The 17,501-nt window shown below is 63.1% G+C and carries 15 protein-coding genes; 14 read left to right on the forward strand and 1 reads right to left on the reverse strand.

The window, feature by feature from the left end; translation table 11 throughout:
- The first annotated feature begins 39 nt into the window (after positions 1 to 39).
- A complete protein-coding gene (locus EN851_RS01945) occupies positions 40 to 2,526 on the forward strand; it encodes a mechanosensitive ion channel family protein (protein ID WP_135928414.1) in 2,487 nt (828 codons plus the stop codon).
- Here EN851_RS01945 and EN851_RS36125 read toward each other — a convergent pair.
- Positions 2,523 to 2,666: a hypothetical protein gene (locus EN851_RS36125; RefSeq protein ID WP_189343742.1), complete on the reverse strand. Its 144-nt coding sequence runs from the start codon at positions 2,664 to 2,666 to the stop codon at positions 2,523 to 2,525. The two genes, EN851_RS01945 and EN851_RS36125, sit on opposite strands and share 4 nt — an antisense overlap.
- A gap of 76 nt (positions 2,667 to 2,742) precedes the next feature.
- Here EN851_RS36125 and EN851_RS01950 point away from each other — a divergent pair, with 76 nt between their 5' ends.
- The 13 genes from EN851_RS01950 to EN851_RS02010 all read left to right on the forward strand — a co-directional run bounded on the left by EN851_RS01950 (position 2,743) and on the right by EN851_RS02010 (position 17,465).
- Positions 2,743 to 3,006: a hypothetical protein gene (locus EN851_RS01950; protein WP_127277681.1), complete on the forward strand. Its 264-nt coding sequence runs from the start codon at positions 2,743 to 2,745 to the stop codon at positions 3,004 to 3,006.
- A 225-nt stretch (positions 3,007 to 3,231) separates the two neighbouring features.
- Positions 3,232 to 4,665 carry a UbiA family prenyltransferase gene (locus EN851_RS01955; RefSeq protein WP_135928415.1) on the forward strand — a complete coding sequence of 478 codons (1,434 nt, stop codon included), beginning with the start codon at positions 3,232 to 3,234 and terminating at the stop codon, positions 4,663 to 4,665.
- 2 nt (positions 4,666 to 4,667) lie between these two features.
- Positions 4,668 to 6,017, forward strand: coding sequence for an FAD-binding oxidoreductase (locus tag EN851_RS01960; protein WP_135928416.1), 1,350 nt, complete (start codon positions 4,668 to 4,670; stop codon positions 6,015 to 6,017).
- A 124-nt stretch (positions 6,018 to 6,141) separates the two neighbouring features.
- A complete protein-coding gene (locus tag EN851_RS01965) occupies positions 6,142 to 6,576 on the forward strand; it encodes an EamA family transporter (protein ID WP_127277684.1) in 435 nt (144 codons plus the stop codon).
- Positions 6,573 to 7,580: an NAD(P)-dependent oxidoreductase gene (locus EN851_RS01970; RefSeq protein ID WP_127277685.1), complete on the forward strand. Its 1,008-nt coding sequence runs from the start codon at positions 6,573 to 6,575 to the stop codon at positions 7,578 to 7,580. The genes EN851_RS01965 and EN851_RS01970 overlap by 4 nt, the downstream gene beginning before the upstream one ends.
- Before the next feature lie 60 nt (positions 7,581 to 7,640).
- On the forward strand, positions 7,641 to 9,113 hold the full coding sequence (locus EN851_RS01975) for an aspartate aminotransferase family protein (RefSeq protein ID WP_135928417.1): 1,473 nt from the start codon (positions 7,641 to 7,643) through the stop codon (positions 9,111 to 9,113).
- A gap of 21 nt (positions 9,114 to 9,134) precedes the next feature.
- Positions 9,135 to 10,367, forward strand: a complete 1,233-nt coding sequence (locus tag EN851_RS01980; RefSeq protein WP_135928418.1) for a hypothetical protein — start codon at positions 9,135 to 9,137, stop codon at positions 10,365 to 10,367.
- Positions 10,364 to 11,122, forward strand: a complete 759-nt coding sequence (locus EN851_RS01985) for an FkbM family methyltransferase (protein ID WP_135928419.1) — start codon at positions 10,364 to 10,366, stop codon at positions 11,120 to 11,122. The genes EN851_RS01980 and EN851_RS01985 overlap by 4 nt, the downstream gene beginning before the upstream one ends.
- A 150-nt stretch (positions 11,123 to 11,272) precedes the next feature.
- Positions 11,273 to 13,834 (forward strand): FAD-dependent oxidoreductase, encoded by a 2,562-nt coding sequence (locus EN851_RS01990; RefSeq protein ID WP_135928420.1) that lies wholly within the window; start codon positions 11,273 to 11,275, stop codon positions 13,832 to 13,834.
- 94 nt (positions 13,835 to 13,928) lie between these two features.
- Positions 13,929 to 14,777, forward strand: coding sequence for a DUF1194 domain-containing protein (locus EN851_RS01995; protein WP_189521745.1), 849 nt, complete (start codon positions 13,929 to 13,931; stop codon positions 14,775 to 14,777).
- A gap of 113 nt (positions 14,778 to 14,890) precedes the next feature.
- Positions 14,891 to 15,841, forward strand: coding sequence for an ABC transporter substrate-binding protein (locus EN851_RS02000; RefSeq protein WP_127279860.1), 951 nt, complete (start codon positions 14,891 to 14,893; stop codon positions 15,839 to 15,841).
- A gap of 68 nt (positions 15,842 to 15,909) precedes the next feature.
- Positions 15,910 to 16,683 carry an ABC transporter permease gene (locus EN851_RS02005; RefSeq protein ID WP_135928422.1) on the forward strand — a complete coding sequence of 258 codons (774 nt, stop codon included), beginning with the start codon at positions 15,910 to 15,912 and terminating at the stop codon, positions 16,681 to 16,683.
- A complete protein-coding gene (locus tag EN851_RS02010) occupies positions 16,680 to 17,465 on the forward strand; it encodes an ABC transporter ATP-binding protein (protein ID WP_127871534.1) in 786 nt (261 codons plus the stop codon). The genes EN851_RS02005 and EN851_RS02010 overlap by 4 nt, the downstream gene beginning before the upstream one ends.
- The last annotated feature ends 36 nt before the right edge of the window (positions 17,466 to 17,501 follow it).

Below are 17,501 nucleotides of genomic sequence, written 5' to 3' on the forward strand. Positions count from 1 at the left end.
TTTGAATTGCCTTTGCGCTCCGTGAGTCGCCAACAGATCATGCTTTTTCGATTGCTTCGCCTCATCCTGATCCTCGCGCTTGTCGTTTCGGCGCCGCCTTCGTTTGAGGCGATGGCGCAAGCGCTCGGCCAGGGCGCCGCCGGATTGGTTACCGATCAGCAGAAGGTCATCCAGGGCCTGACAGCCAAAACCGATGATCTCGAGAAGAAATTACAGCAGGACGGTGAGGACGATGCCTCGCTCGTGGATATCCGTCTGCAACTGGAGGATCTGTCGCGGTCGGCACTCACCAGTGCGCTGGCATTCCGTTCGCGCCTCACCGACATCAACAATCGCATCGAGGTGCTGGGCCCGCCGCCGGCGGCAGGCCAGCCGCAGGAGCCCGACATAGTGACCGGCGAACGCCAGGCGCTGGCGTCGGAGAAGGCCGAGATCAACGCGGTCGTCGCCAGCGCACAGAACCTGTCGATCCGCATCAGCGGGCTGATCGACAAGATCGGCAACATGCGCAGCGCGCTGTTCCGCAATCTTTTGACCAAGCGCTACGTACTCTCGGACGCCTTGAGTCCGCAGGTGTTTTCCGATGCGCGCGACGAGTTCGGCAATTTCTACAAGGCTGTGTCGTCCTGGCTGAGCTTCGCCATCAAGTTCAAGTTCCAGGCCATCCTGGCGGCAACCTTCGTGGCGCTCGGCCTGGCGCTGGTGCTGCTGGTCGGCGGGCGACGCCTGTTCGGGCGGGTGTTCGAGGCCGATCCCAGCAATGAGGACCCATCCTATCTCAGCCGTCTTTCGGTCGCCTTCTGGTCGACCTTGCTGCCGACGCTGGCGGTCGCCGCCTTTCTCGGCTCGACTATCTTCTTTTTCAACTATTACAACGTCTTGCGCGGCGACATTGGCCTCTTCCTCAATGCGTTGGCCGCCGTCATCGGCGTGGTGTTCTGCGTCAACCGGCTGACCAACGCGGCACTCGAGCCGCGTTTGCCCAACTGGCGCCTCATCCCCGTCGAAACCGGGCCGGCGCGCTGGCTGGTGCGCTTGACCACCGCCATGGCCGTGGTCATCAGCTTCAACACCTTCCTGTCGATCGTGAACGACAAGATGGGGTCGCCGCTGTCGCTGACCATCGCGCGCAGTTTCGTCGCCACCATCATCGTCGGCGTCATCCTGATCCTGATGGCGATGCTGAGGCCGTTCAAGGCGCGTGATGGCAGCTGGCGCCCATGGCCGGCATGGTTGCGCTACACCTCGCTCGGGCTCGGGCTTTTCACCATCATCGCGGCGCTGCTCGGTTATATCGGCCTTGCTCTGTTCGTATCGCTGCAGGTCGTGGTCACCGGCACCGCGCTGATAACAGCCTATATCGGCTTCCTGTCGGCGCAGGCGATCGGCGAGGAGGGCGCTTTCGCCAACACGTCGGTCGGGCGCTGGCTGTCGGCCAATTCCAGCTACGAGGACACCGCACTCGACCAGCTCGGCCTTGTCGTCAGCATCGCCATCAACCTGATGATCGTGCTGGTGTTCCTGCCGCTGATCCTCTTGATGTGGGGCTTCCAGCCCGGCGATATCGAGGCGTGGGCATATAAGCTCGCAACCGGCATCAATATCGGTTCGGTGACGATTTCGGTCACCGGCATCCTGTCGGGCATCGTCGTCTTCGTCATAGGCTATTTCCTGACGCGCTGGTTCCAGGGCTGGCTCGACGGCTCGGTCATGGCGCGCGGCAAGGTCGACACCGGGGTGCGCAACTCGATCCGGCTGGCGGTCGGCTATGCCGGCGTCGCCTTGGCGGCGCTGGTCGGCATCTCGGCCGCCGGTATCGACCTCTCCAGCCTGGCGCTGGTCGCCGGTGCTCTCTCCCTCGGTATCGGTTTCGGCCTGCAGAATGTGGTGTCTAATTTCGTCTCCGGCCTGATCCTTTTGGCCGAGCGCCCTTTCAAGGTCGGCGACTGGATCGTGGCCGGCGACGTCAGCGGCACGGTCAAGAAGATCAGCGTGCGCGCCACGGAGATCGAGACCTTCCAGCGGCAGTCGGTGATCCTGCCCAATTCCAACCTGATCAACAACGCCGTCGGCAACTGGACGCACCGCAACAAGCTCGGCCGCATCGACATCAAGGTCGGCGTCGCCTATGGCAGCGACGTCAAGCAGGTCCACGCCGTGCTGCTGGATATCGCGCGCAGCCATCCGCTGGTGTTGAAGAATCCCGAGCCTTTCGTGCTGTTTTCCAATTTCGGACCCGCCGCGCTCGAATTCGAGATTCGTGTGTTCCTGGCCGATGTGATGAACGGCAACATCGTGCAGAACGACGTCCGCTTCACCGTGCTGGAGAAGTTCGACGACCAGCACATCGAAATCCCTTCCACGCCGCGCGCGGTCGTCGAGGCCAAGAAGCACCAGGCTTGGCCAACCGATGACGACAAGATCGAGGCCGATTTCGCGGAGCAGGAAGAGGCCAAGGCGCAAGCCGAGGAGGAGTCGAAAAAGCTGCCGAAGCCGCGCAAGTCCAAGAAGCCCGATCCGGACTAGGCCCGGGATCCGGCCTGCCGGGCGGCGCCCGTCGCTGCCTTTCGGCTCATTTCGTGCCGGGCGGCCAGATTAACGGGGTAGGCAAAAGCCAAAGCCAATTGCGGCATGAATGCGGCATTCAGTTGCGGTTCAGCTTTCATCTCATATAAGCTCCCATGCAAAGGCGAAAATGCCTTGTGAAATGCAACAGAGGCGGTGGGAACACCGATACTGCAAATGTGGAAGTCTCTCGTCGCTGCCGTGGCTTTGCTCGCCGTGAGCGGCTCGGCCCATGCCGCCAGCGCGGTCAACAAGGACGCCGAGACCCGCACGCTGGTCGTGACCGAGGGCGGCAGCAAGACCGAGCTTGCCCTGGCCGGCGGTGAAACCGTCGAGTTCTGCCAGAACGGCTGCTTCGTCACCTTGCCGAACGGTGACCTCGAAGCCCTGACCGGTTCGGAAACCATCGAGATTTCCGGCGGCGTCGCCCGCATCAAGTAATCTCCGTGGCATGGTTGGAAAGGCCGGGCATTTGTCCGGCCTTTTATCGTTTCCGGTAGCTGTTGCTTAACAGTGACGCCTGAAATACCGCCGCGGCAGCCGTCTGCAACCGTACGTTTTAACGTTCGCTAGGCGATCCCCCGCTATACCACTGTCCAAGACGCCGAAATACGGCGCTCAACGGGTTCCGGTTTCCGGATCATATGCTGGCAGGGCAGGACGGGCATGGACGCGCGGTCGGACAGGAACGCAATACCGCTTGCGGTCGATCTCGACGGCACGCTGATCGCGACCGACCTGTTGTGGGAAGGACTGTTCATCCTCCTCAAGAAGAACCCGCTCTATCTTTTCCTGGTGCCTTTCTGGGCGGCCGGGGGACCGGCGCGGCTGAAGCAGGCGATCGCCCAGCGCGTCGACATCGACCCCGCCATGCTGCCCTATCGGGCGCCGCTGCTCGACCGGCTCCGCACCGAGCACGCCGAAGGCCGCAAGCTCGTGCTGGCCACCGGCACGCCGCGCAAGTTCGCCGATGCCATTGCCGTCCATCTCGGCATCTTCGACCGGGTGCTGGCCACCGACGGCCTCGACAATCTCACTTCGGGCAAGAAGCGCGCCTCGCTCCTCGCAGCCTATGGCGATGCCGGTTTCGACTATGCCGGCAACAGCCGCCATGACCTCCAGGTCTTCGACGCGGCGCGCAGCGCGATCGTGGTGGCGCCGGACCGCCATGCCGCGCGCTGGCAGGCGGCGCATGGCGCCGAAACGATGCCGGCTCCGAAGCCGACATTGCGGACCATCATCAAGATGCTGCGCGTCCACCAATGGCTGAAGAATTCGCTGATCGCCGTGCCGATGATGCTGTCGCACGAATATTTCAACTCCAACATGATCTGGGAATGCCTGCTGGCGTTCGTCTCGTTCAGCGCCGTTGCCTCGGCGATCTATATCCTCAACGACTTCTTCGACCTTGCGCTCGACCGCAAGCACGTCACTAAGCGCAACAGGCCGTTCGCCAGCGGCGCGCTCTCGATCCCGTTCGGCCTTGGCGCGATCGCGGTGCTGCTGGCGATCGGCGTCGGCACCGGCTGCCTTCTGCCGATCGAATTCCTCGGAGTGCTCGGCAGCTATATGGTCGTCTCCACGGCCTATTCGCTGTCGTTCAAGCGGATGCTTCTGGTCGACGTACTGACGCTCGCCGGGCTGTATACGATCCGTGTGCTGGCGGGCGCGGCCGCCACAGGCGTCGACGTCTCGTTCTGGCTGCTCGCCTTCTCGATCTTCTTCTTCCTGTCGCTGGCGCTGGTGAAGCGCTTCGTCGAATTGCGCACCACCGCCATTCCGCCAGGCGAACGCATTGCCGGCCGCGGCTATCGCACCGAAGACCAGGAGATCGTCGCCCAGGCCGGCATGGCTTCGGCCTTCTCCTCGGCGCTGGTGCTGGCGCTCTACATGGACAGCGTCGCGGTGCGCGAACTTTATCCGCATCCCTGGCTGATCTGGCCGCTGTCGCCGATCGTGCTCTACCTCACCATGCGCGTCTGGATCCTGGCGCGCCGCGACGAAATGCACGACGACCCGGTCGTCTTCATCATACGCGACTGGCGCAGCCAGATCGTGGTGGCGATCGGCGCCGTGCTGCTGGTCATCGGGGGCTGGTAGGCATGGCCGAGCGCTTCCAGAGCTTTGGCCTTGCCACGCCGCCTGCGGCAAGGGCGATGCATGCCGATGACGCCATTGCACTGCTGAAAGGCGGCCAGGCCAGGCAAGCATCGCTGCTTGCCTATGGCAATGGCCGGTCCTACGGCGATTCCTGCCAGAACCAGGCCGGTACGGTCATCGACATGCGGCCCCTGAACCGCATTCGCGGCTTCAACGCCGAGAGCGGTCTGCTCGAAGCGGATGCCGGTGTGCTGCTCGCGGATGTCATTGCACACGCCGCGCCTCACGGTTTCTTTCCGGCGGCGGTCCCCGGCACACAATTCGTCACGCTCGGCGGCGCCATTGCCAACGATGTCCATGGCAAGAACCATCACCGGCGCGGCACGTTCGGTTGCCATGTGGAAAGCTTCACCCTGCTGCGGTCGGACGGGCGCAGCTATCGCTGCTCGGCGACTGACAATCCGCGCCTGTTTCGGGCGACCATCGGCGGCATGGGCCTCACCGGCCTGATCCTGTCGGCCTCGATCCGGCTGATGCGGGTTCCCTCGCTCGACATCATCGAAAAGACGGCGCGGTTTCGCGATCTCGGCGAATATTTCGACCTTGCCGAGGCTGCGGACCAGGCCAATGAATATGCCGTCGCCTGGATCGACCAACTTGCCGGTGGCCGCGACAGCGGACGGGGCTTGCTGTTTACCGGCAACCACGCCGAGCATGGCTCGCACGCGGCCGCGCGTGCAAACGGGAAATTCTCGGTGCCGTTCCAGCCGCCTTTCAACGTGCTCAGCCGGCCGTTCCTGACCGCGTTCAACGCTGCCTACAGGTGGAAAAAACGCCCGGCTACCGTGCCGCGCCAGGTCGAATACCAGGGCTTTTTCTTCCCGCTCGACGGTTTGCACGACTGGAACAGGCTCTATGGCCCGAAGGGGCTGTTCCAGCATCAAAGCGTGGTCCCGGAAGAGGCGGCGCGCGCGATCGTGCCGGCATTGCTGACGGCTGCCCGCCAGGCCAGGCAGGGGTCCTTCCTCACCGTCCTGAAGCGCTTCGGCGGAGTCCGCTCGCCGGCACTGCTGTCGTTCCCGAGGCCGGGCTACACGCTGACGCTGGACTTCCCCAACAGGGGAGCGGCGACGCTTGCCCTGCTCGGCGAGCTCGACCGCATGACCATCGCGGCCGGCGGGGCGGTCAACCCTTACAAGGATGCACGCATGTCGGCTGCGACCTTCAGCGCTTCGTTCCCCGACTGGCCGAGACTGGAAGCGTTGCGCGATCCCGCCTTCATATCCGATTTCTGGGCGCGTACGGCCGGGAGCATCGACCACAGGCGCCGCGGCGCCGAGGCGGCCGAATAGATAAAATTGGAATTAATCATGGTTTCTGAGCGCTTAACGGCAAGGTTTACTCAAAATAGTCTCGTGAGTTCACGAAATCTTTTCAGATTTGTATTACCTGATATTGCGGGGGTGGCGGGTTGAAATGAAATATATCGTCTTCATTCTCTTTACGGTCATGACCAATGCCGCCGCGCAGCTTATGCTGAAGCAAGGCATGATGTCGCTCGGACCGATTTCGTTCGAGGGCACCAATCCGCTGATCAAGCTGTTGCAGATCGTCTTCAGCCCCTGGGTCTTCCTTGGCCTGTGCACCTTCGTCATTTCGATGGTCTCGCACCTCTATGTGCTTTCCAAAGTCGAACTCTCCTTTGCCTATCCGTTTCTCAGCCTGGCTTACGTCGCCGTCGCGATCTTCGCCTATTTCGTGTTCCGCGAGGATCTCAACGGCTGGCGCATCGCCGGCATCGCCTGCATCTGCGTCGGCACGGTGCTGATCGCGCAAAGTGGGCGAGGGCATGAGGAGCAGAGCGCGTCCATCACCTCCGACAAGATACAGGCAAACGAGATCGTTCGATGAGACATGTGATTTTCGGCGGTGACGGCTTCGTCGGCCGCCACCTTGCGCCGAAGCTTGTGGCCGATGGTGAGGAAGTCGTCGTCGTCGACATCGCCAAGAGCGACCTTGCGCATTACCGCAATGTCCGCTTCATCAAGTGCGACGTCACCGACCCGGGCTCGGTTGCCGCGGTCGGGCTGAAAGCCGACGACATGGTCTACAATTTGTCGGCCAAGATGCTGTCGCCTATCCAGGTGCGTGCCAAGCGGCACGATTTCTTCTTTCCGGTCAACGTCCACGGCACCGAGCACATCATGCAGGCCATGGACAAGGCTGGCGCGCCGAAGCTTGTCCACTACACGACCGACATGATCTACGGCCACACGGTCACCCAGCCGATGACCGAGGAGCATCCGGTCGCGCCGCTGGGCGAATATGGCTGGTCGAAGCAGAAGACCGAGGAACTGGCCGCCGAATGGCGCAGGCGCGGCATGTCGATCTCGCTGTTTCGTCCGCGCCTGATCATCGGGCCCGGCCGGCTCGGCATCCTGGAAAAGCTGTTCAAGCTGATCGACTGGAGTTTTCCGGTGCCGATGATCGGTTCGGGCCGCAACCCTTATCAATTCATCTCGGTGTTCGACTGCGCCGAGGCCGCACGCGCGGCCTGGAAGGCCGGTGTGCCCAACGAGGCCTATAATCTCGGCTCGCTCAACCCGCCGCCGGTGAGAAAATTGCTCGGCGACCTGATCCGGCATGCCGGCTCGAAGTCGATCCTGCTGCCTACGCCCGGCTGGGCGGTCAAGCGCACGCTCGACCTGCTTGATCTCATCAACCTGCCGATCATGGATCCCGAGCAATATCTGATCGCCGACGAGGAATGCGTGCTCGACGTATCCAAGGCCGAGCGCCAGCTCGGCTGGGTGCCGCAATACCGCGACGAGGACATGCTGATCGCCGCCTACAGCGAATACCGCGCCAAGAAGGCAGGTCCCGCTGTCGCCACCAAACATGTGCCCGGCGAATAGCGGCCTGCCAACACAGCTTATTGCGCACGACGCTGGTCGGAGCGCTGACAGGAGATTGAAATGACCGTCATGGCCAAGCCGGAGCAGACGAATACGCGCGCCCTGGTCAGCGCGCCGGCGCTGTCGCCCGCCACCATCGCCAAGCCCGACCTGATCAGCGTCGAGCAGGCGAAGGCGATGGATGTCGCAGGGATGACCGACCTGTTCAAGGCGCATCTCAACCCCGGCCAGCTGCATTTCATGAAGTTGCTCGGCTTCCACAAGATCAAGATCGAGCGTGCCGAGGGTATGTTCTACATCGACCAGAACGGCCGCAAGATCCTCGATTTCTTCGGCGGCTTCGGTTCGTTGGCCTTCGGCCACAACCATCCGCGCATTCTGGAAGTCCGCAAAAAATTCCAGGAGGAAAAGCGGCAGGAAATCGCCATCGCCTTCATGTCGCAATATGCGGCCGCGTTGGCGCACAACATCGCCAAATGCTCGCCTGGCGATCTCGATATGGTGTTCCTCGGCTCGTCCGGCTCGGAAGCGATGGAAGCGGCGGTGAAGCTCGCCGAGCGCGCCGCCGGTCCGAAGCGGCCGAAGATCGTCTATGCTGAGAATTCCTTCCACGGCAAGACCAAGGGTGTGCTGGGCATCACCGACGGCCAGCTCTATCGCGCCGACTTCAAGATGGCCGACAACACGGTGCGCATTCCCTTCGCCGACATCGAAGCCGTGGAGCGCCTGTTCCGCTCCGATCCGGAAGTCGGCGTCATCGTGCTGGAAACCATCCAGGGCGGCGGCGGCATCATTCAGGCGCCGACTGAATACTGGCAAAAGCTGCGGGCGCTGTGCGACCAGTATGGCGTGCTGTGGGTCGCCGACGAAGTCCAGTGCGGCTATGGCCGCTCGGGCCGCTTCTATGCCTTCGAGCATTACGGCGTCGTGCCTGACGTGACGGCATTGGCCAAGTCGCTTGGCGCCGGCAAGGCAGCGGTCGGTGCGATGATTGCGCGCCGCGAAATCTACATGAAGGCCTACGGCACGCCGAAGACGGCGATGATCCATGCCATGGCCACCTTCGGTGGCATGGGCGAGGCGTGCGCCACCGCGATCGAGGGCATCAACGTGCTCTACGACGAGGGGCTGATCGACAACGCCGCCGTCACCGGCGATTACCTGCTGCAGCGCCTGCAGGCGCTCAGGGAAAAATACCCCAAGATCATCAAGGACGTGCGTGGCAAGGGTTTCATGATTGGCCTGGAGTTCCACGACTTCTCGCAGACCTTGCCTATGGTACTGCGCCCCATCGTCAGCGTGCTCGACGACAAGCTGAAGGGCTCGCTGTCCGGCTTCGTCGGCGCGCTGTTGTTGCGCGACTATGACGTGCTCGTCGCCTTCACCGAATACAACCGCAACGTCATCCGGCTGGAGCCGCCGCTGATCTGCCAGCGCGAGCATGTCGACCGCTTCGTCGACGCCTTCGACAGCCTTTTGTCGCGCGGCATCGTGGCGATCGTGAAGGATTTCGTCAAAAGCCAAGTCCGTTAACGAGGTTCGCTGAACACTGTCATGCTGACCAAGTCGCCCTCTGCAAAGAATCCACTCGACCGGCTCGTCGAGGCCGGTCTGGCGTGGGGTGAGGGAACTTATGCGCGGCTGGCGGCTCCGATCGGCGCCGCGGCTTTCGCGCTCTATATCCTTCTGACGGCGTTCACGGCCTGGGTGATGCCCGACGCCAACTGGGACATGCTGCCCTATCTCGCCATATCGGAGGAGAGCACCTACCCCGATGCGCAAGCGCTGCATGACTATACCTACGACACCGTCAAATCGGGTGTCTCGGCCGGCGACTACAAGGCGCTGACCGACGATGGCGGCGGCTTCCGCAGCCACATGGCGCAGAACGCCGCCGACTTCCATTCGCTGCTCGGCATGTACCGGATCAAGTTTCTCTATGCCGAGATCCTGTCGACCCTGAGCGCGGTGATGTCGCCGGTCGAGGCGATGCGGCTGGTGCAGGTTTTTTCGGTACTGCTGTTCGGCATGATCACGCTGCTCTGGCTGCGCGGGGAAAAGGCATTGGCGTTGGCGCCGGTGGTCGGCGCGCTGCTGATCGTGGCCGATTTCGGTGACGCCGCGCGCGCCTCGACGCCGGACCTGCTGACGTCAGCGCTGCTGCTCGGTGGTCTCTATGCCTATGTCCGCGGCCGCGAGGCAGCGACGGCGACCCTGCTCTTCCTCGCCTTCATGGTGCGGCCTGACAACATTGTTTTCCTTGCCGTTTTGGCGGTCCTGCTGGTCGTGCTCCGGCAGAAGGCATGGGGTGCATTGGCGGGGTTTGGCGCCTCGCTGGCCGCCTATTTCGCCATTTCGCATTGGGCGCATCATCCCGGCTGGTGGCCGCATCTGTGGTTCTCCAGCATCGAGCAGCATTACAATATGGACGGGTTCGAGCCGGGTTTTTCCGTCACCGCCTATCTCCGGGCGTTTGCCGCCTCGCTGCTGCGCGCCGTCAACCTGAACAGCTGGGTCGGGGTCTCGGTGCTGGCGCTGGCCGGGTGGTTCGCGGCCGGCCGGGCCGGCTTCAAGCTCGATCGCCGCGCCGGTATCCTGTTCGCGGCACTGGTGCTCGGCGCGCTGGCCAAATTCACCGTCTTTCCGATCCACGACACGCGCATCTATTTCCCGCATCTGATCCCGCCATTCCTGCTGCTGGCGCCGCCCTTCATGGAACTGTGGGCGGCGGTCGCCCGTGGCCAGCATCGCGCCGCCTTGCACGTCATTCCCGGAGACAAATCATGAGTTCGGTTTCAAGCCTGGCGCGCATTGCCCTGTCGCTTGGCCTTCCCGCCGGCCTGCTCGATCGCGGGCCGTCACTGCGCGGCACCAAATTCCTGGCCAAGGCGGCGCTGAAGGCGCGCTTCGGTGTTGGCGGCCGGCCATTCCAGATGGTCAATGTGGGCGCCTGCGATGGCGCGCTGTTCGATGACGTGACGCCGTGGCTGCACCGCATTCCAAAGGCCCGCGCCATGCTGGTCGAGCCGATCCCGTACAACCAGAAGCGGCTGCGCGCCAACTATCCCGATACCGACCGCTTCATCATCGAGCCGGTTGCCGTCACCAGGACCAAGGGCACCATCACCGTCCACACTTTCGATGCCGCGGCGCTGGAGGCCGGCACGCTGCCGATCGAGTTCATCGGCTGCTCGTCGGTGACCGACACCAATTTGATGTCGGGCAAGAACGCCTGGGGCGAGGCCGACGCCAACTTCAACAAGTTCGCGCCGCATCTGAAAGACATCGAGGTGCCGTCGGAGACCTTGCAGACATTGCTCGACCGCAACGGCATCACCCATATCGACGCCTTCCTCGTCGATTGCGAAGGCGCCGACTGGATCGTGTTCGAGCAGCTCGACCTCAAGCGCTACCGTCCCGGCATGATCAAGGTCGAGGTCGGCGCGCTACCCGCCCTGGAAATCGGCCAGGTCGTGGTCAAGCTCAAAACGGCGGGCTACGAGGTCGGCTTCCAGGCCGAGGACGTCTGGGCGTTTGCCTGACGGGTAGCTGTTTTTCCTGATTCATGGCGGGTCGCGCCGCATCCGTGGCGTGTCGCAAACAGGCGGTAGCGCCGTGCCCGCCGCCTGCATATTGTGCGCCGATCAAACGGGCGCCGACGCCGCCCGCAACAGCACTTGGAGTCGCGGGCAATGGCAGAGTTTCCGAAAAAAGCGAAGGTCGTCATCATTGGCCTTGGCGGCATTGTCGGTGCATCGATCGCTCATCATCTGATCGAACGCGGCTGGGACGACATTGTCGGCATCGACAAGTCGGGCATCCCGACCGATATCGGCTCGACGGCGCACGCGTCTGATTTCTGCTACACCACCAGCCACGATTTCCTGTCCTGTTGGACGACGCTCTACTCCATCGATTTCTACGAGAAGATGGGCCATTACGCGCGCGTCGGCGGCCTCGAGGTCGCCCGCGTCGGCGACGACAGCCGCATGGACGAGATCAAGCGCAAGATCGCTTCGGCCAAGGCCTTCGGCACGCGTGCCCGGCTGATCGAACCAGCCGAGATCAAGGAAAAGTTCCCGCTGATCGAACAGGATCTGGTGCAGGGCGGCCTGTGGGATCCGGACGCCGGCCTCGTCATCCCGCGCTCGCAGACCGTTGCCGGCAAGCTGGTCGACCAGGCTGAGGCATCCGGCAAACTCAAATCCTTCGCCAACACGCCGGCGAAGTCGCTTGTCGTCAAGGACGGCCGCATCAGCGCCGTGGTGACCGACCGCGGCACGATCGAGGCCGACTATGTCATCGTCTGCGCCGGCATCTGGGGGCGGCTGATCGCCGAGATGGTCGGCGAGGATCTGCCGGTCATGCCGATCGACCATCCGCTGACCTTCTTCGGCCCGTACACCGAGTTTGCCGGCACCGGCAAGGAGATCGGCTGGCCACTGCTGCGCGACCAGGGCAACTCGGCCTATATGCGCGACACCGGCGACCCCAAGACCGCCGAGGGCGGCCAGATCGAATGGGGCTACTACGAGGAGACCAATCCACGCCTCTGCCACCCGCGCGATCTGCTTGAAAAGGACCAGGCCCGGCTGTCGCCGTCGCAGCGCGATCTCGACATGGAGCAGATCCTGGCGCCGCTCGAACGCGCCATGGAACTGACGCCGATCCTGGGCGAACTCGGCTACAACGAAGGCCATTCCTTCAACGGCCTGTTGCAGGTGACCGCCGATGGCGGGCCGTCGATGGGCGAGAGCCAGAAGGTGAGGGGTCTCTGGTACGCCGTCGCCATCTGGGTCAAGGACGGCCCCGGCATGGGCAAGCTGATCGCCGACTGGATGACCGACGGCCGCACCGCGATCGACCACCACGCCATCGACTATGCGCGCTTCTACCCGCACCAGACCAAGGAGCAATTCATCTGGGATCGCTGCACCGAGACGGCGATGAAGGTCTACAATCCGGCGGTGCATCCGCGCGAACCCTTCTCCAAGGGCCGCAACATCAGGCGCTCGCCATTCTGGGAGCGTGAGAAGGAACTCGGCGGCTATTTCATGGAACTCGGCGGCTGGGAGCGCGCCCATGGTTACGCCGCCAACGAGCATCTGCTCGAGAAGTACGGCAACCGGGTGCCCGTGCGCGAGAACGAGTGGGACAACCGCCACTTCTGGCGCGTCTCGAACGCAGAGCATTTGGCGATGAGCGAGGATTGCGGCATCGTCAACCTCTCGCATTTCTCGATGTATGACATCGAGGGACCCGACCATGTCGCACTGCTGGAATGGCTGTGCGCGGCCAAGATCGGCGGCGACAACAACATCGGCAAGGGCATCTACACCCACTTCCTCGATGAGGAAGGCATGGTGCGCGCCGACTTCACCGTGATCCGCATGGCCGACCGCTGCCGGCTGATCGACGGCGCCGATGCCGGGCCGCGCGACTTCCAGTACATGCGCCGCACGGCTCAGGACAAAGGGTTCGATGTCACCATCACCGATGTGACCGAGAAGTACGTCACCATCGGCATCTGGGGGCCGAACGCCCGCACCACCTTGCAAAAGGTGGTCGAGAACCCGGATGGGCTTTCACCGGAGAATTTTCCATTCGCGGCCATCAAGCCGGTCCGCATCGGTGGCAAGGATGTCACCGCGTTCCGCATATCCTATGTCGGCGAGCAAGGCTGGGAACTGCATATGCGCTACGAGGATGGCCTCGCCGTCTGGGACGCGCTGCGCTCGACCGGCGTCATGCCGTTCGGTGTCGAGACCTATGCCAACACCCGCCGCATGGAAAAGAGCCTGCGGTTGCAGAATGCCGACCTCTTGACCGAGTACAATCTGCTGGAGGCCGATCTCGCCCGTCCGAAGGTCAAGGAGAACGATTTCTGCGGCAAGGCCAAGCATGTCGAATACCGCGAACGCGCGCATCAGCCGGCCATGCTGTGCACGCTGGTGATGACCGAGAATACGGATTCCAGGGGTGTTGCCCGTTATCCCGTCGGCATCATGCCGGTGATTGACCCGGAGAGCGGAGAAACGCTGGTCGACGAACTCGGCCGTCGCTCCTTCACCACATCGGTCGCCTACGGCCCGACGATCGGCAAGAACATCGCGCTCGCCTATCTGCCCTGGGCCTATGCGCAGGAGGGCCGCAAGCTCATGGTCGAGTATTTCGGCGAGACCTATCCGGTCGAAGTCGTCGGCGTCGGTTACAGGCCGCTTTACGACCCGGAAAATCTGAAGCCGCGGAGCTGATCGCCCAGCGGTAGGGCTCGCATAGATTGGATCAGCCCGGCCACGGCCGGGCTTTTCTCTTTTTCGGTGGACGATTCTCGCTTACCCTTGCGCAATGTCTGGTTTGCCCTGCGCAAGACATCTGCTTTCCGCCTCTGCTGCACTGGCGTTGGTGCTCTGGCTGGCGCCAACGTCCCGCGCGGACGAGCCGGTCGATGTCGAGCTGGTGCTGGCGGTGGACGTTTCGCTGTCGATGTCGGCGGAGGAGCTGGAGATTCAGCGCCATGGTTACGCGGCGGCGCTGACGCATGACAATGTGCTGCAGGCGATCGCCGATGGCGCCTATGGCAAGATCGCCGTCACCTATGTCGAATGGGCCGGCACCAGCTGGCAACGCGTCATCGTGCCGTGGACGGTAATCGCGACCCCGGCCGACGCGGAGCGGGTGGTGGCGCAATTGTCGGCCCAGCCGCCCAACAGCGCGCGGCGCACCTCGATCTCCGGCGCGCTTGAGTTCGGCAGCGACCTTTTCGCCGAAAGCGGCTACCAGGGAACCAAGCGCGTCATCGACATTTCGGGCGACGGGCCAAACAACCAGGGCGCGCCGGTCAATCTCGTCCGCGACGGGGTGGTCAGGCAAGGCATCGTCATCAACGGCCTGCCGCTGATGACCCGAGGCGGCTTTTCCGGCGTCTATGACGTCAACGATCTCGACCGCTACTACAGTGATTGCGTCATCGGCGGCGCCGGCGCCTTCATGATCCCGGTCAACGACTGGACGCAATTTCCCGAAGCCATCCGCCGCAAGCTGGTGCTGGAGCTTGCCGGCCCGGCGTCACCGCAATGGGCGGCGGCGGAGGCGGATCACCCGCCGGTGGTGCTGGCGCAGGACAAGTCCGCCGCCGACTGCCAGATCGGCGAGAAAATGTGGCGCAACCGCAACTGGATGCCCGACAGCCGGTAGGGCAATCCCAAACCGGGTTGTCGGCTGCTTTCCGCGCGAACACGTTCCTGTTGATTGACAAGCCCATCGGCCTCTGTGAACAATTTCCCCCAGAAAAACAAAGGGGAACTGATATGAACAGGATAACCGTATTTGCCGCGACATTGACGCTTGCCGCGGGCTTATCCGCACCGGTGATGGCCGCCACGTCACTGACCATCGGCATCAGCGGCTGGACCGGCTTCGCGCCGCTGACACTCGCCAAGCAGGCAGGGCTGTTCGAGAAACATGGCCTCGACGTGACCTTGAAGAAGGTGCCGCAGGCCAGTAGGCCGCTCGCAATAGCCAGCGGCGACCTGCAATGCGCCGCCACCACGGTCGAGACTTGGCTGGTCTGGAACGCCAGCGGGGTGACCACCAAGCAGATTTTCCAGCTCGACAAATCCTATGGTGCCGACGGCATCGTGGTGCGCAACGACATCAAGACCGTCGCCGATCTCAAGGGCAAGAACGTAGCGTCCTCCGCGCCGGGAACGTCGCCCTATTTCATGCTGGCCTGGGTGCTGAACAAGAACGGCATGTCGACCAAGGACGTGACGGTCGTCAATCTCGAGCCTGACGCGGCGGCACAAGCCTTCCTCGCCGGCCAGAATGACGCGGCTGTTACCTATGAGCCTTTCATCTCGGCCGTGCGCGACAAGGCCGACCAGGGCCATATCCTGGCGACCACGCTCGACTATCCGATGGTTCTCGATACGGTCGGCTGCACGCCCGAATTCCTCAAGGCCAATCCCGACGCCGCCAAGGCGCTTGCCGACAGCTATTTCGACGCGCTCGACCTGATCAAGAAAGATCCGCAGAAATCCTACGAGATCATGGGCGCCGACGTGAAACAGTCGGCCAAGGAATTCGAGGATTCGGCGAAGTACCTGAAATGGGCCGACAAGGCCGACAACAAGCAGTTCTTCACCAAGGAATTCCAGGACTTTTCCAAGACCGCCGGCGACCTGCTGCTGCAGATGGGGCTGATCAAGGAGGCGCCCGACGTCGCCACGCTGGCCGACACCAGCGCCGTGGCGAATTGACGGCTCAACCCCTGGATACCGTGCGGTGGCGCAGAGCGCCGCCGCCTTCCTGCTGACAAAGGACGAAGATGCGCCCCTTGCATCCTGTCTCGCCGGGCCTGCGAACAGTGCTCGGCATTTCCTTCTTCGTGCTGTTCGTGGTCTTCTGGGCCTGGATCACGCTTGGCGGCCACGTCAACCGCATCTTCCTCGCCGATCCGCTGTCGATGCTGCGGGACGGCTGGCGGCTGCTGGTCGAGGACCGTTTCTGGCTCGACATACTGATCACCATTTGGCGAGTCTTCGGCGGCTTTGTGCTGGCCTCGGTCGTCTCCGTGCCGCTCGGCATCGCCATGGGCGCCTGGAAGCCGGTGGAAGCCTTTCTGGAGCCCTTCGTCTCCTTCGCCCGCTATCTGCCGGCATCGGCCTTCATTCCACTGCTCATCCTGTGGGCCGGCATTGGCGAACTGGAAAAACTGCTCGTCATCTTCGTCGGCTCGGTGTTCCAGATCATCCTGATCATTGCCGTCAAGGTCGGATCAACGCGGCGCGACCTGGTCGAGGCGGCCTATACGCTGGGCTCGCCCAACAATGGCATCGTCAGGCGGGTGATCATGCCGGCCAACGCGCCTGAAATCGTCGAGACGCTGCGGCTGGTGCTCGGCTGGGCCTGGACCTACGTCATCGTCGCCGAACTGATCGGCTCGTCGTCGGGCATCGGCTATATGATCATCAACAGCCAGTCGCGGCTGGCGACCGGGCAGATCATCTTCGGCATCATCGTCATCGGCCTGATCGGGCTGTTGTCCGACTTCGCTTTCAAGGCGTTCAACCGCTGGCTCTTTCCGTGGAGCCTGACGTGAGCAAGCTTCTCATCGAGGGTGTTTCGCGCACCTTTGCCGGCGTGCGGGGCGGAGAACCCGTCAGGGCGCTGATGCCGGTCGACCTGGCGGTCGCGGCCAATGACTTCATCACCATTCTGGGGCCGTCGGGTTGCGGAAAGTCGACGCTGTTGCGGATCGTCGCCGGTCTGGAGGCGCCAAGCGAAGGCCGCGTTCTGCTTGACGGCAAGGCGGTGACGAGACCGGGACCGGACCGCGGCATGGTCTTCCAGTCCTACACGCTGTTTCCCTGGCTCACGGTCGCCGAAAATATCGCCTTTGGCTTGCGCGAACGCGGCATGGCCGAAGAGGAGCGGGACGGGATCGTCGCCTCCTATGTCGATCTCGTCGGCCTGAAAGGGTTCGAGAACCATTGGCCGAAGCAGCTTTCCGGCGGCATGCAGCAGCGCACGGCGATCGCCCGGGCGCTGGCCAACGATCCGGAAATCCTGTTGCTGGACGAGCCGTTCGGGGCTCTGGACAACCAGACGCGCGGGCTGATGCAGGAATTGCTGCTCGGCATATGGGAACGGCGCAAGAAGACGGTGCTGTTCGTCACCCACGACATCGAGGAGGCGATCTTCATGGCTTCGCGCGTGATCGTGATGACGGCGCGGCCCGGCCGCATCAAGTCGGATGTCGCCATCGACCTGCCGCATCCGCGCCACTACACGCTCAAGACCAGTCCGGAATTCTCGGCGTTGAAGGCGCGGCTGACCGAGGACATCCGCGTCGAGGCGATGCGGACCGCGGACGTGCACTAACCGCTCACGGTTCGGTCGTCCGCGCGTATGGTTTGG

It is taken from the genome of Mesorhizobium sp. M8A.F.Ca.ET.208.01.1.1 (genome assembly GCF_004791315.1).
In the GTDB taxonomy this organism is placed as follows: Bacteria; Pseudomonadota; Alphaproteobacteria; order Rhizobiales; family Rhizobiaceae; genus Mesorhizobium.